This is a genomic window from Actinoalloteichus fjordicus, from assembly GCF_001941625.1.
GTDB lineage: Bacteria > Actinomycetota > Actinomycetes > Mycobacteriales > Pseudonocardiaceae > Actinoalloteichus_A > Actinoalloteichus_A fjordicus.
This window is the reverse complement of the sequence record NZ_CP016076.1, coordinates 2,854,178-2,871,200: the sequence shown is the minus strand read 5'-3', so window position 1 is coordinate 2,871,200 and position 17,023 is coordinate 2,854,178. Positions and strand designations below refer to the sequence as shown.

The 17,023-nt window shown below is 70.2% G+C and carries 14 protein-coding genes; 7 read left to right on the top strand and 7 right to left on the bottom strand.

Annotated elements, in window-relative coordinates; genetic code table 11:
- Positions 1–376: 376 nt before the first annotated feature.
- Genes UA74_RS12820 through UA74_RS12810 form a run of 3 tightly spaced genes read right to left on the bottom strand, consistent with a single transcriptional unit; the run spans position 377 to position 2,752 of the window.
- A complete protein-coding gene (locus UA74_RS12820; protein WP_075740441.1) occupies positions 377–1,057 on the bottom strand; it encodes a maleylpyruvate isomerase N-terminal domain-containing protein in 681 nt (226 codons plus the stop codon).
- Positions 1,054–1,575 carry an aromatic-ring-hydroxylating dioxygenase subunit beta gene (locus tag UA74_RS12815; RefSeq protein ID WP_083683166.1) on the bottom strand — a complete coding sequence of 174 codons (522 nt, stop codon included), beginning with the start codon at positions 1,573–1,575 and terminating at the stop codon, positions 1,054–1,056. The genes UA74_RS12820 and UA74_RS12815 overlap by 4 nt, the downstream gene beginning before the upstream one ends.
- A 7-nt stretch (positions 1,576–1,582) precedes the next feature.
- Positions 1,583–2,752 (bottom strand): aromatic ring-hydroxylating oxygenase subunit alpha, encoded by a 1,170-nt coding sequence (locus UA74_RS12810; protein ID WP_198043004.1) that lies wholly within the window; start codon positions 2,750–2,752, stop codon positions 1,583–1,585.
- Positions 2,753–3,118: 366 nt separating this feature from the next.
- Here UA74_RS12810 and UA74_RS12805 point away from each other — a divergent pair, with 366 nt between their 5' ends.
- Positions 3,119–4,453: a cytochrome P450 gene (locus tag UA74_RS12805; RefSeq protein WP_075740439.1), complete on the top strand. Its 1,335-nt coding sequence runs from the start codon at positions 3,119–3,121 to the stop codon at positions 4,451–4,453.
- A 30-nt stretch (positions 4,454–4,483) separates the two neighbouring features.
- Positions 4,484–5,017: a cupin domain-containing protein gene (locus tag UA74_RS12800; protein ID WP_157434148.1), complete on the top strand. Its 534-nt coding sequence runs from the start codon at positions 4,484–4,486 to the stop codon at positions 5,015–5,017.
- Between the two features lie 22 nt (positions 5,018–5,039).
- On the opposite strand, the gene UA74_RS12795 is transcribed toward UA74_RS12800, so the two are convergent.
- Positions 5,040–6,092, bottom strand: coding sequence for a zinc-binding dehydrogenase (locus tag UA74_RS12795; protein WP_075743748.1), 1,053 nt, complete (start codon positions 6,090–6,092; stop codon positions 5,040–5,042).
- Between the two features lie 554 nt (positions 6,093–6,646).
- Here UA74_RS12795 and UA74_RS12790 point away from each other — a divergent pair.
- Together UA74_RS12790 and UA74_RS12785 are read left to right on the top strand one after the other, a co-directional pair.
- A complete protein-coding gene (locus UA74_RS12790; RefSeq protein ID WP_083683165.1) occupies positions 6,647–7,897 on the top strand; it encodes a cytochrome P450 in 1,251 nt (416 codons plus the stop codon).
- 243 nt (positions 7,898–8,140) lie between these two features.
- Entirely contained in the window at positions 8,141–8,683 is a 543-nt protein-coding gene (locus UA74_RS12785) for an MOSC domain-containing protein (RefSeq protein WP_075764414.1), read from the top strand.
- Positions 8,684–9,088: 405 nt separating this feature from the next.
- Here the strand turns inward: UA74_RS12785 and UA74_RS12780 are convergent, their stop codons facing one another.
- Together UA74_RS12780 and UA74_RS12775 are read right to left on the bottom strand one after the other, a co-directional pair.
- Positions 9,089–9,940, bottom strand: coding sequence for a GNAT family N-acetyltransferase (locus tag UA74_RS12780; protein WP_075740436.1), 852 nt, complete (start codon positions 9,938–9,940; stop codon positions 9,089–9,091).
- Positions 9,941–10,185: 245 nt separating this feature from the next.
- Positions 10,186–11,415, bottom strand: coding sequence for a sialidase family protein (locus UA74_RS12775; protein ID WP_075764412.1), 1,230 nt, complete (start codon positions 11,413–11,415; stop codon positions 10,186–10,188).
- A 180-nt stretch (positions 11,416–11,595) separates the two neighbouring features.
- On the opposite strand from UA74_RS12775, the gene UA74_RS12770 reads away from it, so the two are divergent.
- Together UA74_RS12770 and secD are read left to right on the top strand one after the other, a co-directional pair.
- Entirely contained in the window at positions 11,596–12,003 is a 408-nt protein-coding gene (locus tag UA74_RS12770) for a hypothetical protein (protein ID WP_157434147.1), read from the top strand.
- Between the two features lie 80 nt (positions 12,004–12,083).
- Positions 12,084–14,405 carry a protein translocase subunit SecD gene (gene secD / locus UA74_RS12765; protein ID WP_157434146.1) on the top strand — a complete coding sequence of 774 codons (2,322 nt, stop codon included), beginning with the start codon at positions 12,084–12,086 and terminating at the stop codon, positions 14,403–14,405.
- A gap of 289 nt (positions 14,406–14,694) precedes the next feature.
- On the opposite strand, the gene UA74_RS12760 is transcribed toward secD, so the two are convergent.
- The gene (locus UA74_RS12760) at positions 14,695–15,294 is read right to left on the bottom strand and encodes a TetR/AcrR family transcriptional regulator (RefSeq protein ID WP_075740433.1); all 600 of its coding nucleotides are present in this window, start codon (positions 15,292–15,294) and stop codon (positions 14,695–14,697) included.
- A 153-nt stretch (positions 15,295–15,447) separates the two neighbouring features.
- Between UA74_RS12760 and UA74_RS12755 the strand changes: the two genes are divergently transcribed.
- Positions 15,448–16,812, top strand: a complete 1,365-nt coding sequence (locus UA74_RS12755; RefSeq protein WP_075740432.1) for an APC family permease — start codon at positions 15,448–15,450, stop codon at positions 16,810–16,812.
- The last annotated feature ends 211 nt before the right edge of the window (positions 16,813–17,023 follow it).

Sequence of the window (17,023 nt, the reverse complement as noted above, 5' to 3'; positions counted from 1 at the left end):
CGGTCCGATGGTCTCCCCTCCGGCGGGTCCCGCCGGCTCCACTCGGCGTCGGAGCGGGTGCGGCCCTGCCGAGCGCGGGCGAAGCCGCCGATCACCTCGTGATCGGCCACGGGCCCAACCCGCAGGAGGTGCCCGTTGCGGCGTGGAATGGCACAGGCCGGCCCCGCCGTCGCCCGGAGTCCAGCCTGCGCACCGGCCGATTCCGTCCCCCGGCGGCGCCGACCGGCCGAGGACGCGGGCATCCCGCCTGATCCTGTCCTGCGGTGGCCGGGACGATGCCGAGCCGATCGGCCTGCGTCCGGCCCGCGACTCCGTCTGGCTCGATCTCGGCTCGCCCCGGCGCAGCCTGGTCAGGTGCCGATCAGGCCGGGTCGGGTCAGGTCAGCACGGGGAACAGTTCCGGACCGGCGTCGCGGCCGGTGGCCAGCTCCACGAATCGGGCAGGCCCGGCCAGGACCACGAGCACGTCGGCCGTCCTGGCCAGGGCCTCGGCGGCGGGTTCCGGTACGCGGTCGACGGCCGAGGCCGCGTCGAGCAGGTGCACGGTGCCCTCGACGAGTCGCGTCAGCACGTAGTCGCCGAGCGCGATGTCGCCTGCCGGGCTGGCCACGACCGAGTCCCAGGCGGCCTGCGTTCGTTCGAGCACCACGGGGGCGTCCTCGGCGAACCAGCCGACCAGCTCGGTCCGGCCCGCCTCCGCCGCCGCCCGCGCGGCCGAGTCCACCATCGAGGGTCCGTGGGGCAGTCCCCGCAGGTATCGGAAATAGTCGGCCGCGTCGGTCCGCGAAGGCGGGGAGTCCGACCGGCCGTCCACGGCGGTGCCCAGGACACCGACCCCCCTGGCGACATGGGCGTACAGCTCGGTCATCGTCCAGCCGGGCAGTCGCGTCGGGGACCGCCACCCGGCATCGTCGAGCCCCGCGCCGAGCCCTGCCCAGCTCGCCCAGTTCTCGGCGAGCAGCGCGAGGTCTGCCGTGGTCCCGCCCGCCCGGCTCCCCCGCACGGGCAGGGCCGAGGCGCCGCTGCCCTGCGTGGCCCGATCCTGCTGCGAGGTCACAGCGGATAGACCATGGCGTTCTTGATCAGCGCACCGTCGTAGACGGCCGTCTTCTCGGCGAAGCGAAGGGTCCCACCGTCGTCGCGCACCAGGTCACGGTAGCGCCCCGAGGCGTAGACCTCGGTGTGCTCCTCATTGAGGCTCTGCAGCACGACGAAGGACGCCTCCACCGCCAACAGGCCCGGCTCGTCGGTGTGGCTCACCCGGAGCCCCGAGACGAGATGACGCATCGACCTCGGCGCGTAGACCGAGACGTTCTCGATGGCGTTGACACGGTCGGAGAGCCCCGGAACGCCCTCGCAGCGCATCATCGCCAAGGGCAGTCCCGCATCGGCGTTCTCCCGTGAGATCGCCAGATATCGACAGTCGTCCTCGAACAGGCCGAGCCACTCGGTCAGCCGCTTCTCGTCGAGCAGCTCCGTGTAGTCGGTGTAGAGCCGCAGGACCCGGAACCACAGCTCCATCGACGTGGACTGCCCGACGTCGCGGCTGAGTGCGGTCTCGGTGGTCTCGGTCATCGCTGCCTCACAGTCCCATCACCTGGCGATAGTGGCGGTAGAACGCCCTGATGGCCACCTCGGTCACCATGTGCTCGGTGTCCTCGGTTCCATGGCCGCCCATCTCGACGACGGCCTCCGCGTCGTCGCTGCCCTGAAGTCCACGCTGGTTGTAGGCCAGCACCTCCCAGTCGTCGATGCCGACCAGCCCGGCGGGCCCCTGGAGGTTGGCCTGACGCAGCCTGCGCCGAGTCATCTCCGCATCGTCGTCGGCGTAACCGAAGTAGGTCCAGTGCAGTTCGGTCACCCCGGCCGCGCGCGTGACGATCTGCCGCATCGCGAGGGTGTTGGTCTGCTGTTGGATCATCAGGTTCGGCCACAGGGTCTGCATCACCACCGTCTCCGGACCCGCGAACTCCTTGGCGGGGACCAGCATGTTCGGATCGGCCAGCCGCAGGGAGGTGTCCAGGTTCTCGATGTCCGCGGTCGCCGCTGTGTGTCGCTGTTCCCCGCGCCGGGAGCTGAGCACCGCATGCTGACCGGTCGCGTCCATCAGCACCCGGGACGGCTGGTCGGCCCGGAACAGTCCGAGGCTGACGAGGAAGACGTGCAGCAGACTCGCGTGGTACGGGTCCTTGATGTTCTCGAAGATCAGCTTCCAGTTGGCCGGGATGCGGTGTCGCTGGTAGCCGAGCACCGTCAGCTCTCGTCCGTCGAACACCCGGTCGAAGTACTGGGTCATCTGGGCACCGAGGTAGGCCTCCAACGGCGGTACGGCGTGGTCGAGGCTCGCGAAGACCACTCCGTTGCGCTCGGCGACCGCCAGCCGCCGCAATCCGTGCTCGGCGGGCTCGAAGTCAGCGGGCATCCCGCCGTTGCCGCCGACGCCCCGCCGGAACGGCACGCCGCGCAGCGTGCCGTCCAGGCCATAGGTCCACTGGTGGTAAGGACAGACGAAGCGGCGGGCATTGCCCGAGCGCTCCATGCAGAATTCCAGTCCTCGGTGCGCACACCGGTTGAGCACGGCGTTGATCGCCCCGTCCTCGGCCCGCACCACGATGATCGGATGTCCGCCGACGAAGGTCCGCACGAAGTCGCCGGGACGCGGAATCTCGGCCGCCAACGCCACGTAGTTCCAGAACGGCCCGGCGAAGATCCGCTCTTGTTCTCGACGGTAGACGTCGGCTGCCGTGTACACCCAGTAAGGGACTCGAGAGACACTCGAACCCGGCCATATCCGGGCGAACTCGGAATCCGCGACAAGGCCTTCTGGTGCGACGGTGCTGGGTGTCGACATGCCCGACTCCTCGACTCAGAAACTACCTCTGGTACCCGCGCATTTGCCGCCGCAGATTAGCACTCAGCGCAGCATCGAAATACCCGAATGGAGCACTATTGCGCCGGGCGGCGCAGCGCAGTGCGGCGACCGGCTGCCGGTCGGACGTCGGAACTCGCACTAACCGGAGAATCACGGAGTCAAGACTGTTCCTGGCACGAGAGAACTGATTGAGTCGGCGCAGGCGGAACAGCTCCACCGCCACCAGCCGACGAATGCGAGGAACTGATGGGAAGCCCGCAATCACTTGCCGAGCGCAGATCCGCACCGGGCGACGGCCTGCCGCCGGGGCCGAGCGCGCCTGCGATTCTGCAGACCGCGATGCTGGCAGGCCGGTTACAGCCGTATCTCGACTCGTGTCGACGACGCTACGGCGACTGCTTCACGCTGCGCACGGTGACCTGGGGGCCCTGTGTCTTCGTGTCGAGCCCAGAACTGGTCAAGGAGGTGTTCACCGGCGACCCGGACGTCCTGCGGGCCGGGGAGCACTCCACCGAGATCGGCCTCGGCGAGGTACTCGGCCCGACGGCGTTCGTCATCAAGGACGGGGAGGAGCATCGACGGCGACGGCACAGCGTCTCGCCCGCGTTCCAGGGCAAGGCGGTCCGGCGCAGCGCGCAGGAGATCGGCGAGATCACCCGTGCCGAGGTGGCTCGCTGGCCGAGGAACACTCCCGTCGCCCTGTTGGAGCCGATGCAGTCCATCGCCCTCGAGGTGATCCTGCGGATCGTCATCGGCGTCACCGACGAGACCAGGACGCAGCGGCTGCGTGCCCTGCTGCCCCGCGTCGCGTCCTTCGATCGGGGGCCGATGCTGTGGTCGGGCCTCCGGAAGATGCCTGCCTGGCAGCGATATCTCCGCATCCAGGCGGAGGCTCGCGATCTGCTGGGACAGGAGATCGCGGACCGTCGAACCAGAACGGATCTGGCCGAGCGCACCGACATCCTCTCGACGGTGCTCGCGAGCGGCAACGCCGTCGCCGAGGACGACTCCGAACTGATCGACCTGCTCATCTCGCTGCTGCTGGCCGGGCACGAGACCTCGTCCACCGGCATGGCCTGGGCGCTGGAACGACTCGTACAGCATCCGGAGGCGATGCACCGGATTCAGGCGGCCGTCGACCTGGACGATCCGACACTGGACGCTCAGCTCGACTCCCTGGTGCGGGAGGCCCTGCGGATCAGGACGATCACCCCGATCATGGCCCGCAAGACCGCCGCGCCGGTCCGGATCGGCCGCTGGGACCTCCCGGCAGGAGTGAACGTGATGATCTCCACCGGCCTCGTTCACCTGTCACCGGACAACTACGAGGCGCCGGAGGAGTTTCGGCCGGACCGGTTCCTGCACGTCAAACCCGACCCCTATGCATGGGTCCCCTTCGGCGGCGGCGCACGGCGCTGCGTGGGCGCCGCACTGGCGCTGCTCGAGATGAAAGAGGTGCTGCGCACCGTGCTCACCGAGGTGGACCTGCACCGCGTCGACGATCGCTCGGAGCCTCCTCGGCTGCGGCACGTCACCTTCGTACCCGGTCGCGGCGCGCGCGTCGTGGTGCGTCCGCGCTGACCGATCCGACCGTCAGGAGAGGTGACCGTGATGTCCGAAGCACCCGACGTGACCACGACCGCGGGCTCGGCCGGGCCGACGACCGCGCTGCCCCGCACGCCGTTTCCCTGGGGACTGGTCCGAGGCTCGACCGAGTACGCCCGGTTCCGGCTCCCGTTCCTCGACGGGGCGCTGCTGCTGTCAGGTCAGGACACCGACGACGCGTTCGCCCTGCTGGAGATGCGGCTCGGCCCGGAGCAGGGGCCGGACCCGCACCTCCACCGCGACGAGGACGAGTACTTCCACGTCGTGGAGGGCAGTTACCGGTTCCGGATCGGCGACACGACGTTGGACTGCGGGCCGGGCGACGTCGTCAAGGTCGGCCGAGGGGTGCCGCATCAGCTCACGGCGGGACCGGCAGGCGGCCGACACCTCACGATGTTCGTCCCCGCCGGGCCGGAGGGCTGGTTCATCGAAGCGGACAGCCTGGCCCGGCGTGGTGAGTTGAACCTCGCCACGCTGGGCCCGCTGTTCGAGCGGTACGGCATGAGTCAGGTGGACTCCACGACGACACGGATGATCTGATCCGCTGCGCCGTCGGTGGTGCTCACCCCTGAGCGTCCACGGTGAGCACCACCCGGCCGAAGTTGCGAGCCTCCTCCAGATGCCGATGCGCGTCGGCGGCCTGCTCCAGGGTGAACGCGGACTCCGGATCGACGACGGCCCGCAGTCCCTCGGACACGTCCCTCCACAGTGCCTGGACGTCGGCGGGCCGAGCGGTTCGGACACCGAGGACCCGCTGGTTGCGCAGGTACATCTGCCGCAGATCGAGCTGCGCCGTCCCGCCTGCCATCGCACCGGAGCACACGACGGTCCCGCCTGCGGCGAGCAGCGGCGCGGTACGCGCCCACAGGGACGGATCGACGAGGTTGTCGACGACCGCGTCCACGCCCGCGCCCTCGGTCGCCTCGCGGATCGTCTCGGCGAAGTCCGGCGAATCCGGATCGAGCACCAGATCCGCCCCGAGTCCCGCCACCAGCTCGCGCTTCCAGCCCTGGCGCGAACACGCCGCAACCCGCGCTCCCCGATGGAGCGCAAGCCGGACCAGGGTCGAGCCGAGCCCGCCGGACGCACCGTGGACGAGCACCCACGAACCCGCCGTCACCTCGGCAAGGTCGAGCTGACGCCGGGCCACTGCGCCATTCAGGGCCAACGCACACACTTCGAGGTCGCTGACGTCCTCGGGCACCGGGTGGACGTTGCGGGCGGGCACGACGCAGTAGCGCGCGTAGGCACCCTGCCGGTGGACGCCGATCAGCCGCAGGTCGGCACAGCTCTCCGTGCGTCCCGCCAGGCAGGCCCGGCAGCGGGCACAGTGCACGACCGGGAACACCGCCACCCGCCGGCCCAGGAGTGCGCCGTCCACGTCCGCTGCGGCGGCGACCACCTCGCCGACGTGGTCGGCACCCAGGACGTGGGGGAAGCTCAGGCTGCGGGCGAAGGGCAGTCGGCCTGCCCTGGTCTCGATGCACAGCGTGCGTCCGACGCTGACCGCACGCACCTGCACGAGCACCTCACCCGGACCGGGCAGCGGGACCGGCAGTTCCTCGATGCGCAGGGTCTCCGGGCCGCCGAACTCGTGATGAACGACGGCCTTCATCGATTCCGGTATCGCGTCCCCGACCACGGAGTTCGACGGAAGCGTTGACGGCGACGGGACAGGGAACATTGCGGACACAGGACCTCCCGTGATCTGGGCGCCGAGATGCGCGCCCTCGACGTTGTCGCATTCGGTCAAGTACACCCGTGCCTGCATTGTCGACTCGAGTGATCCGCGAGAGTGTCGCGATTCCTCGACGCGAGAATGCCGCACCGCTGCTCGATCAGGTTCCACTTCGGACGAATCGGACGCCTCCTGCCTGCCGACCCGGCCCGTATCATGCCGTATCGGCTCGCTGCGGCGACAAATCTCGACTCAAGAATTCATCGACTAGCGGTCGACCGACCGTGGCCACCTCGGCAGGCCGTGGGATATCTCGTTCCCAGAATGACGGCCGACCAACCGGCGTGCATAACTCACGGATCATGTCCAGCTTTTCGTGACCTGTTTTCCACCGTTATCGCGCCACTAAAATGCGACGCGATCACCCGCGATCTCCACGGTGCTCCCGAATGGCACACAGCGCACGAGTCGACGGCGAAGCGAGGCAGACGATGACCCATTCCGATATCGTGCCCGACGACACCACGGTCGACGAGGGCACGAACGCCCTGCCGGACTATCCCTTCAGCAGACCCTCGGCGGTGGAGATGCCCGCCGAGCTGCACGCCGCGCGGGAACAGGGACCGATCATCCGGGTTCGGCTGACGGTGACCGGGCTGCCGGTGTACCTGGTGACACGGCATGACGTGATGCGCCGCGTCCTCGCCGACCCGAGGTTCAGTCGCGCGGCGGGGACGGCACCAGACGCACCCGCCTACGGAGTGGACCGCCCGCCGCCGGGAACACTGTTCACCACCGACGGGCCTGCGCACACCCGCCTACGGCGCCTGATCAGTGCGAAGTTCACCGGAGCCCGGGTGCAGGCACTGGTACCCAGGGTCGAGGAGATCGTCGAGGACCTGCTGGACGCCATGGCGCGGACCGGAGCACCCGCCGACCTCAACGAGGCGCTGGCCTTCCCCCTGCCGGTGACCGTCATCTGCGAGCTGTTGGACGTCCCCTTCGAGGACCGAGGCGAGTTCCGCCGGTGGACCGACATGCTGAACTCGCTGGACCCCCTGCGGCGGGAGGAGACACAGCAGAGTCAGCTGGCGCTCGTCGGATACCTGGCCCGGCTCATCGAGCGCAAACGGGCCGAGGGCGACGGCGGCGGGGACGACCTGATCACGGCGTTGATCGCGGCCCATGACGAGCAGGGCCGCCTCGATCTGACCGAACTGTTGATGCTCACCCTGGCGATGCTCGTCGGCGGCTACCTCACGACGACCAGCATGGTGACCTCGGCGGTCCTGACCCTGCTGCGCAACCCGATGGAGCTTCGCAGGCTCCAGGAACAGCCCGACCTCATCGACGCCTACGTCGAGGAGCTGTTGCGGATCAACCCGCTCGGTGACGCGGGGCCCATCAGCATCGCGACCGAGGACGTGGAGATCGAGGGTGTGCTCATCCCGGCGGGCAGCGGCGTGGTCACCGCCTTCTCCTCCGCCAACCACGACGAGTCCGTCTTCCCCCGGCCGCACCGTTTCGATCCCGACCGGCCGGCGAACCCGCACCTCGCGTTCGGTCACGGCAGCCACCGCTGTCCGGGCGCTGCGCTGGCGCGCATGGAACTGCGGGTGGCGATCAACGCCCTGTTCCGCCGCTTCCCGGATCTGCGGCTGGCCGTCCCCCTCGAGCAGCTGCGCCATCGGCCCGGCCAGGTACTGCTCAGTCTGGAGGAGCTTCCGGTCGCCTGGGGTTAGCCCGCCTGGGGAACCGGCACCCGATGCCACCGAGGCGTTGGGCTGGGACGGACAGGAGGACTGCGCCGACCTTCTCCTCGTCATGTTCGGGTGCCATGCTCGGGTCGTCGTCGCCGGGTGCGGACTCCGGTGATGGCGGTCGGCTGCACACGCGAGGCCGAGATACCGTTCTCTCCCAGCGAAAGCCGGGGTCGGACACCCGGCCTGCGGCGAGATGGTGCTTCCTATGAGGAGGAACGGATCATGCAGCCGACGGTGACGGCGATCAGCAGCAGCGCGACGCACGACTTCAGCAAGACCGTTCGTGCTGCGATCACGCTGCGGACGGGCACCGGAGTCGAGGGCGACGCGCATCGGGGTGAGACGGTCCGGCATCGCTCTCGGGTGGCCCGCGATCCGAGTGCGCCCAATCTCAGACAGGTCCACCTGATTCACAGCGAGCTGTTCACTCGACTGGCGGCGGCGGGTCATCAGGTGCGACCGGGCGATCTCGGGGAGAACGTCACCACGCGGGGGGTCGAATTACTGGACCTGCCCACCGGGACGCAGCTGCTGCTGGGTGCGGACGCCCTGATCGAGATCACCGGGCTGCGAAATCCGTGTCGCCAGATCGACGCCTTCCAACCGGGCCTGTTGAAGGAGGTCGTCAGTCGCGACGCGGCGGGGGAACTGATCCGGTTGGCAGGCGTGATGGCCGTCGTCCTGGCCGACGGCGTCGTCCGCCCCGGCGATCCGATCGAGGTGCGGCTGCCCGCCGAGCCGCATCACCGGCTGATCCCCGTCTGAGGCCTGCGGGACGTCCCCGCGATGTGCCTGGTGCGGGCACGGCGAGCAGCCTCGCCCGTAGGGCGTCACGCAGGCGGCGCCGCACGGCAGCTCGCCGGGCGGGGCCCACGTGACGCCGTCGACGGGGTGCACTTCGACGACTACTTCTCCCGCTGTCCGGTGCTGCCGCTGTCCGGTGAGCGGGTGTGCACCGGCGGCTCCCGAGGAGAACGCGGCACGACGGCGAGACGCGACAGCCTGCCCCGACAAATCCTGTGCTTCGCATCCGCCGCCGAGCCGCGCGGAGGCGGGAATGCGGGCTCGGCATCCGGACACGCTCGACCGGACCCCGCACGCGACCCGTGTCCCGCCGAACCGAGGCCGGGGGCGGTACCTCGCCGACACACGGACCTGCCGCTCGAGGTCTCACCGTTCGGCGACCACCTGTGCATGCGCCACCGTCACGGCGCCGAGTTCGGCGGAGGCCGCCCGCACATCGGCCATGCTGTCGTCGACCTCGGCGGCCAGGACCGTCTCGGGCGGAAGCACCGCAGCGACCGTGCAGAGCAGCTCCCGCGCCACCGAGGGCGCCCCGGCCGCCGTGGGCCGCACGGAGCCGCCGCTGAAGGTCCAGTCCTCGTCCTTGATCAACAGGGCCACGCCCGCAGGCCGTCCCGGTGCGGCGTCCACCAGCACAGCGCCCGTGGCGGCGGCGAGGTGGTTCTCGCGCACCATGTCGACGGTGAGCCGATCGGGCGGGTCGGTGGGATGGACGGCGCGATAGAAGCTCCGATACGCCTCCGCGACCTGCGGATCGTCCAGGGCGGCCGCCCGCCCCCAGCCCGCAGGCCGGGGCAGCCGATCCGCACGCAGTCGACGGATCTCCCCTTCGATCAGCACCCGTCGCAGCCCGAGGACGGACGCGAACGCCGCCGACGGCGTTCCCGGCCGCACCTTGGCTCGGAGCGGACGTCCGTCGGCGGCGGCGAGGTCGCGCAGCGCCGTGACGAGTGCCGCGCCGATGCCCCGCCGCCGAAACGGGGCCGGTACCTCCACATAGGCCCAGAGGCGGCGCGGGTGGAAGCGCGGCGAGAGCAGCGCGCCCACGCCCGCCACCATGCCGTCGACCTCCGCGACGAGGGTCCGCCGCCAGTGCTCACCGCCGCGCGGCGGGCCGATCAGCGCCCTGCCCTGCGCCCAGAGGACGTCGTGCTCCCCTGAGGCGGTGATCGCGGCGACCTCGACGGCGTCCTCGACTGCCCAGGGACGAATCCACATCGCCGTATTCTGTCACCGTCGCCGTGCACGACCTACACACAGCCGTCGCTCTCGGTAGCCGGTCGGACGACGAGCGTCTCGACGATGCGGTGCCGCTCCCGCCGCCCGGTCCGGCGAGCTCGCCTGCCCTCGCCCGTCGATCGCGAAGCCGCCCCGGCGCCGGGGCAGGGGATGGGACGGCGAGACGCGAGGCCCCGACCGAACACCGTGGCGGGCGGCGGACGATCAGGGCCGGACTCGGCTGCTCAGCCCTGCGCCGCCGCACTCACCGACAGGCGCTGGAAGGAGATCGTCTCGTAGGTCGAGTCGACGCCGGTCTCGTAGTAGACGCCGACCTCGTCCGCCGTCAGTGCCACGAGATCCGAGTAGGCCGCAGGCGCCTCGGAGAGAACGGCGCCGTCGGACCAGGTCTCGCCCTCGTCGGCGCTCGACCGCACGGTGAGGCGCTCCCGTCGGTTCGGACTCCCCGGTGCCGCGAGCAGCAGTGGGCCGTCCTGGACCTGGAGCAGACTGCCCTGGACGACCGGGGCGATGACCGCGGGCACCGGCTGGAGCGGGCCGTCGAAGCTCGCGCCGCCGTCGCTGCTGTAGGCGGCGGCACGGTTGCCCGGCGCGGTGCCGTTCTGGTTGCGGGTGTTGACGTAGAGCCTGCCGCCGGGCAGTTCGGCCACCGTCGACTCGTTGCCGTTGACCACGCCGTCCGGAGTGGGCTCCAGTGCGCCGATGGACCAGGTCAGGCCGCCGTCGTCGCTGTAGATCAGGTGAGCGTCGTAGTACTTGTCCTCGGTCCCGACGTCGGTGCTGCCCTCGGGCGGCGAGCTGGAGTGATTGGCGGGCACCACCAGGCGCCCCGCATGCGGGCCCTCGCGCAGCGCGATCGCATGCACGGGCCCCGTCGCGTACCACCGCCAGCCGGGCAGCTTGACGTCCTCGGTGATCTCGCGGGGTTCGGTCCAGGTCCGGCCGTCGTCCTCGCTGTGCTGCACCCACACTCGGCGGGAGTCGGGCTCCTCGACCTCGCCCGCCCTGATCTCGGTCTCGGTGACGTCGCCGCCGTTGTGCGTGGAGAGCAGGACGACCCGGCCGGTCTCGGGATCGACCACCGGGCTGGGATTTCCGAAGGTGTTCGGGCCGTTGTCCCCGACCACGGTCAGATCGCTCCAGGTCGCGCCGTCGTCGGCAGAGCGCTTGAGGACGAGGTCGATGTCGCCGCTGTCCCCGCCGCCGTCGCGGCGCCCCTCGGCGAAGGCCAGCAGGTCGCCGCCGGGTGCCCGGATGATCGCCGGGATGCGGAAGGTGTCGTAGCCCTCGGTTCCCGAGGTGTAGACAGCCGACGCGGCGGCGGGGTCGGACGCGTGGTCCGCCTGTGGATCCGCGACGGGACTGGTCTGGCCCGCCGCCGACCAGGTCCCGGCGGTCCCGACGGTCACGGCCGCGACCAGCAGGGTCGATGCGATGCGCGGTAAGGGTCTCATCACGCTCCTTTGAGGATGAGCGGTCGAGTCGCCGCAGTGGACGGCTCGATCGGTCCGGCGACCGAGTCGGACATCCGACATCGGACGTGGGATGTCTAGAAGCTACTGTCGGGGCCTGGCCATGACAACCCCACTCGGTACACTCCGCCCCGAGCAACCGCCTCGATCCAGGGAGCAGTCATGAGCACACGCTCCGGGCGAGTGCTCTCCTGGCCGTTGGTCGTCGTCGCGACGCTCTCCGCGGTGCTCGGACTGTTCTCCGCCGCAGGCGTTCGCACCGGCGTCACCGGCTCGACGACCGGGCAGGCATTCCTCAGCGCCCGCACCGAGTCCGTGGAACGCACCGGTTCCCGTGGCGTGCGCCCGTTCTCGGGCACGGCCTGGCAAGGGGCGCGCACCCAGGTGGGCGGCGGCGTCGTCGAGGAGTCGCCCCACCGGGAGCAGCTCCTCGGTCCCTCGGCCGCTCCGATGCTCGCGACTCCCCGATTCCTCGAACACCGGCCGATCCCGCCGAGCATCCGCGACCTGCGTCCCGCCTGGTCGGCACCCGACAGCAGCCGGGGGCCGCCCGCACCGCCGACCCGCTGAGCCATGACGACCGCCCATGCGGCCGTCTCACTGCTTCCCGTCGCCGCCGCGCAGCGGGAATCCGACCGCGGAGACTCAACGTGTCAGGCACATCAGAACGGCGCGGGCTGTTGGTACGGGGACTGCTGTCCCTGATCGTGCTCATCGCCTCTGGCGCACTGTTGTTCACCACCGAGCCACGGCTGGGGCTGGACCTCGAAGGCGGCACCCAGATCACCCTCGAGGGCATTCCCGGCGACGGCGTCGTCATCGATGACGAGTCGATGAACCAGACGCTGGAGGTCATCCGTCGCCGGGTGGACTCCCTCGGCGTCGCCGAGCCGAATCTGGTCCGATCCGGCGACAACCGGGTCGTCGTCGAACTACCCGGTGTGGAGGACCCCGAGGAGGCCCTGGCCACCATCGGGCGCACCGCCCAGCTGACCATCCATCCCGTGATCGCCGCCGCAAGCCCGGAGGAGGCCGAGGAGGCCGCCGATCCGGAGGCACAGGCGACCGAAGAGCTGGTCCTCACCGACGAGAACGGCGCGGCGCTGCGACTTGCGCCCGCCGCCATGACCGGCGAGGCGATCAACCGCGCCACCGCGCGGCTGGACGGCCAGACCGGCCGAGGCTGGTACGTCGGTCTCGACTTCGCCGATGCGGGCGGCTGGGCCCAGGTCACCGGCCAGGCCGCCTGCGCCCCGTACGGCGACCCCGCCCGACGGGTGGCGATCGTGCTGGACAACACGATCATCTCCGCCCCCGAGGTGCAGGGCGACACCACCTGCAACGTCGGCATCACCGGCGGCGGCGAGACCTCGATCACGGGCGACTTCAATCAGGAGGAGGCCGAGCAGCTCGCCCTGCTGATCAGCGACGGTGCCCTTCCGGTGCCCGTGGAGGTCGTCGAGCAGCGGACCCTCGGCCCGACACTGGGTCAGGACGCCATCGACGCCAGCATCACCGCCGCCGTCATCGGCATCAGCATCACCGGCCTCTTCCTGATCTTCGTCTACCGGCTCGCGGGCCTGATCGCCACCATCGCCCTCACCGCCTACACCGCGATCGCCTTCGGCCTGCTGCTGGCGATCGGCGCCACGATCACGCTGCCCGGCCTCGCGGGATTCGTGCTGGCGATCGGCATGGCGATGGACGCCAACGTGCTGATCTACGAGCGATCTCGTGAGGAGTACGCCGCCGGGGTCGGCACGAAGTCGGCGAAACGCCGGATGAGCAACGCGGTCAACGGCGGCTTCAAGGGCGCCATCACCGCCATCGCCGACTCCAACATCACCACCCTGCTGGCGGCGGCGCTGCTGTTCGCACTGGCCACCGGCCCGGTACGCGGCTTCGGCATCACGCTGAGCACCGGTGTCATCGCGTCGATGTTCAGTGCCCTGGTGCTCAGCCGGGTGCTCCAGCAGCTCGTGTTCCGAGGTCCCGTCGCCCGGCACCCCAAGATCAGCGGTATCGCGCATCTCGGGCGACTGCGTCAGTGGTTCGAGCGGAGGTCTCCCGACTTCCTGAAGAACTGGCGCAAGTGGATGATCGCCTTCGGGATCGTGCTCGTCGTGGTCGGCTCCGGCCTCGCCGTGCGCGGGCTGAACCTCGGCGTCGACTTCACCGGCGGCCGCTACATCTCCTACCAGGCCGAGCAGGAGCCCGACCTCGGTGCGGTCCGCAGTTCGCTCGAACAGGCGGGCTTCGACGACGCGGCGGTCTCCGGCGCCGACGGCAACGGCCTCACCATTCGCACCGGCCCGCTGGAGGAGGAGCGGGTCGGCGAGATCCGCGAGGCCGTCATCTCGGCGGTGGGTCCGGCCGAACAGCTGCAGAGCGACCTGATCGGCCCGAGCCTCGGCGAGGAGCTACGAGATCGAGCGATCCTCGCGCTGTTGCTGGGTGCGCTGGCCCAGGTGATCTACCTGTCGTTCCGGTTCGACTGGCGGCTGGGCCTTGCCGTGATCGTCGGACTGGCCGCCGACGTGGTGTTCCTGCTCGGCGTGTTCGCCTGGACCGGCAGACTGGTCGACGGGGTGTTCGTCGCCTCGATGCTCACCGTGATCGGATACTCGGTCAACGACTCGGTCGTCGTCTTCGACCGAGTACGCGAGCTACGCGCCGATCGACCCAAGGATCCGTTCTATCGGGTCGCGGGCGCCGCGGTGCTGCAGACCATGCCACGAACGGTGAACACCGGCATCGGTGTCTTCGCGGTGCTCGGCGCGCTGTTGTTCCTCGGCAGCGGCTCCCTGGTCGACTTCGCCCTGGCCGTGATCATCGGTGCCGTGATCGGCAACGTGACGACCATCGTGGTCGCCGCGCCGCTCGCGATCGGCCTCGATGCGAAGTGGCCGGGTGCGGCGAGGGTCCGCAAGAAGAAGAAGCGAGACGAGCACGGCAGCGGAGCGGTCGTCTAGCCTCTCGCTCATCGCTGATCACTCGGGCCGCGTCGAAGTCCTTCTTCGACGCGGCCCGACGCGTTGCGGGTCACGGCAGCCTGCGCGGCGCCGGCCCGGCCGCCACGGAGGATCAAGGCTGGGGAAGATCGAGCCGAGCCGGCGAGCGGCGGTCGGGAGCGGGGTACACCGGACAGCACACACGAATCGAGGCACCAGCAGGTTCACGCCGATCGGCGCGGGCCGCTACGGGCACCCGGCGGACCCGCATGGCGGGGTGCTCGAGTCCGGGGCGCTCGAGTCGGGGTGCTCAGTCCGACACGGTGGGCATGGACGCCGCAGCCCGCAAGGCGGGCGCGAGAGCACCGGGATCGTCCAGCCCGCCGCGATGCAGCACATCACCCGGCAACGCGAGCAGGGAGACGGCGAGCCCGAGGAAGTAGGCGTCGAGCCTGCCCGCCTCCTCGTGGCGCAGGGTCCGGCCCGCCTCGCGGTGCAGCGCGACCGCCGAGTCGATGTTGGCGGTCACCATCTCGCCGAGGGCGGCCCGGATGCTCGGCCTGCGCACGGCCTCCAGATACAGCTCCACCAGGGCGAGGAACTGAGCGCGACCGTCCAGCGTGGAGCGGACCAGCATCGCGCGGTATAGGTGGTCGACGTCCTCGGCGGTGACGACCTCCGGCCGCTGCTCGTGCAGTGCCCGCACGGCAGCGCGATGCTGTTCGGACATGTGTGCGGCGATCGCCTCCATGAGCGATTCTCGGCTGGGAAAGAGGTCCGCCGTGGTGCCCTCGGGCTGCGCGGCCTCGCGGTCGACCGCACGATGGGTGAGCCCGCGACCACCCTCGCGGGCGAGGACCTCGATGGCCGCCTCGGCGAGCAGCGCGCGGCGCGATTGCCGTTCGGGCATTCCTTCTCGTCAGCTCCTGTTTCCCGGCGTGTCACGTATTCCGACTACCCTGTGCGACCTTACTGGGTCGAAGATCAAGCGGGACCTGCGACTTCATTGATCACATTCCGTCACCGATGTTCTCGACTCCCGACCAGGACAGGACGTGTCACGATGAAGCCGCCGTCTGCAGATCGAGGACCGAAGGGCGACGAGGAGCGCGGCGGAGCACTGCGCCGTCGGCTGGGCACCGGTGACGCGGTGTTCGTCGGCCTTGGCGCGATGCTCGGCGCCGGCGTCTTCACCGCCTTCTCGCCTGCGGCCCGCGCGGCCGGAACGCTCGTGCTGCTCGCACTCGCGCTGGCGGGCTTCGTGGCGGTGTGCAACGCGATCTCCTCGGCTCGGCTGGCCGCGCGATACCCGGTCGCGGGCGGAACCTACGTCTACGGGCGGGAACGACTCGGACCGTTCTGGGGCTACCTGGCGGGGTGGTGCTTCATCGTCGGGAAGACGGCGAGCTGCGCGGCGATGGCGCTGACCGTCGGGTTCTATCTGTGGCCGGAGCAGGCCCGACCGGTCGCGGCGGCGACGCTGCTGGCGCTGACCGCGCTGAGTCTGTTCGGCGTGCGCCGCGCCCTGTGGTTCACCAGGATCGCGGTCGTGTCGGTACTGCTGGTCCTGGTGTTCGTCGCGATCGCGGCCGGGTGGGGCGACCCGAGGCCCGTCGGCGTCGTCGCAGGGGCGGCGGCGGCGCCGAGTCCGGGCGGGTTGCTGGAGGCCGCCGGGCTGCTCTTCTTCGCCTTCGCAGGCTATGCACGCATCACGACGCTGGGCGAGGAGGTGCGAAGTCCACGACGGACGATCGGCCGCGCCGTGCCGATCGCACTGGGCATCACGTTGATCGTCTATCTCGGCCTGGCCTCGACGCTGCTCGTGGGCGTCGGCGCCGACGCGGTGGCAGGGTGGTCGGACCCGCTCGCGTCGGTGGTCGCGGCCTCGGACCTCGCCGCGGCGACGCCGTTCGTGCGGGCGGGGGCGGTGCTGGCGGCCGGGGCAGCGCTGTCCGCCCTGCTGCTCGGCGTCTCGCGAACGGTGCTGGCGATGGCGCGGGATCGCAGGCTGCCCGGCGTGCTCGCCGAGGTCGACGCCCGGCACGGGGTGCCGTTGCGGGCCGAGCTCGCGGTGGGCGTGGTGGCCGCGGCCGCCGTGCTGACGGCCGATCTCCGCGAGGTGATCGGCTTCTCCTCCTTCGGAGTGCTGGTCTACTACGCGATCGCCAACGCCGCCGCGTGGACGCTGAGTCGGGCCGAGCACCGGCCGCCGCGACCGCTGGCGGCGGCAGGCCTGGCGGGCTGTGTGCTGCTGGCCCTCAGCCTGCCGTCCCGCTCGGTCCTCGGCGGGCTGATCCTGCTCGCGCTAGGTGTTCTCGGCTGGGTGTTCCTGGCCCGATCCGGCAGCCGGCGAATCAAGACGAACGACCCGCATAGTACAAGCGGTGAATTAATTCGATCGGCAGACCAGAATCCGACGAATGGCTGACTCAACCCTCTTCACAGCCAGCACAGAGGGTGCCTGAACATTCTTTCTTCGCCATCGCACACGTCCTATGCCCGTCGCCATAGCACAGTATTTCGCAAGAATAAAGACTGTGTTAACACCGAATGCATTCACATACTTGGGGCCGCCCCGAAGAAAGTGGTCGGGCTCTCCTGGCGGCGGGAGAGCACGGTCACCGTCTCGCCATGTCCAG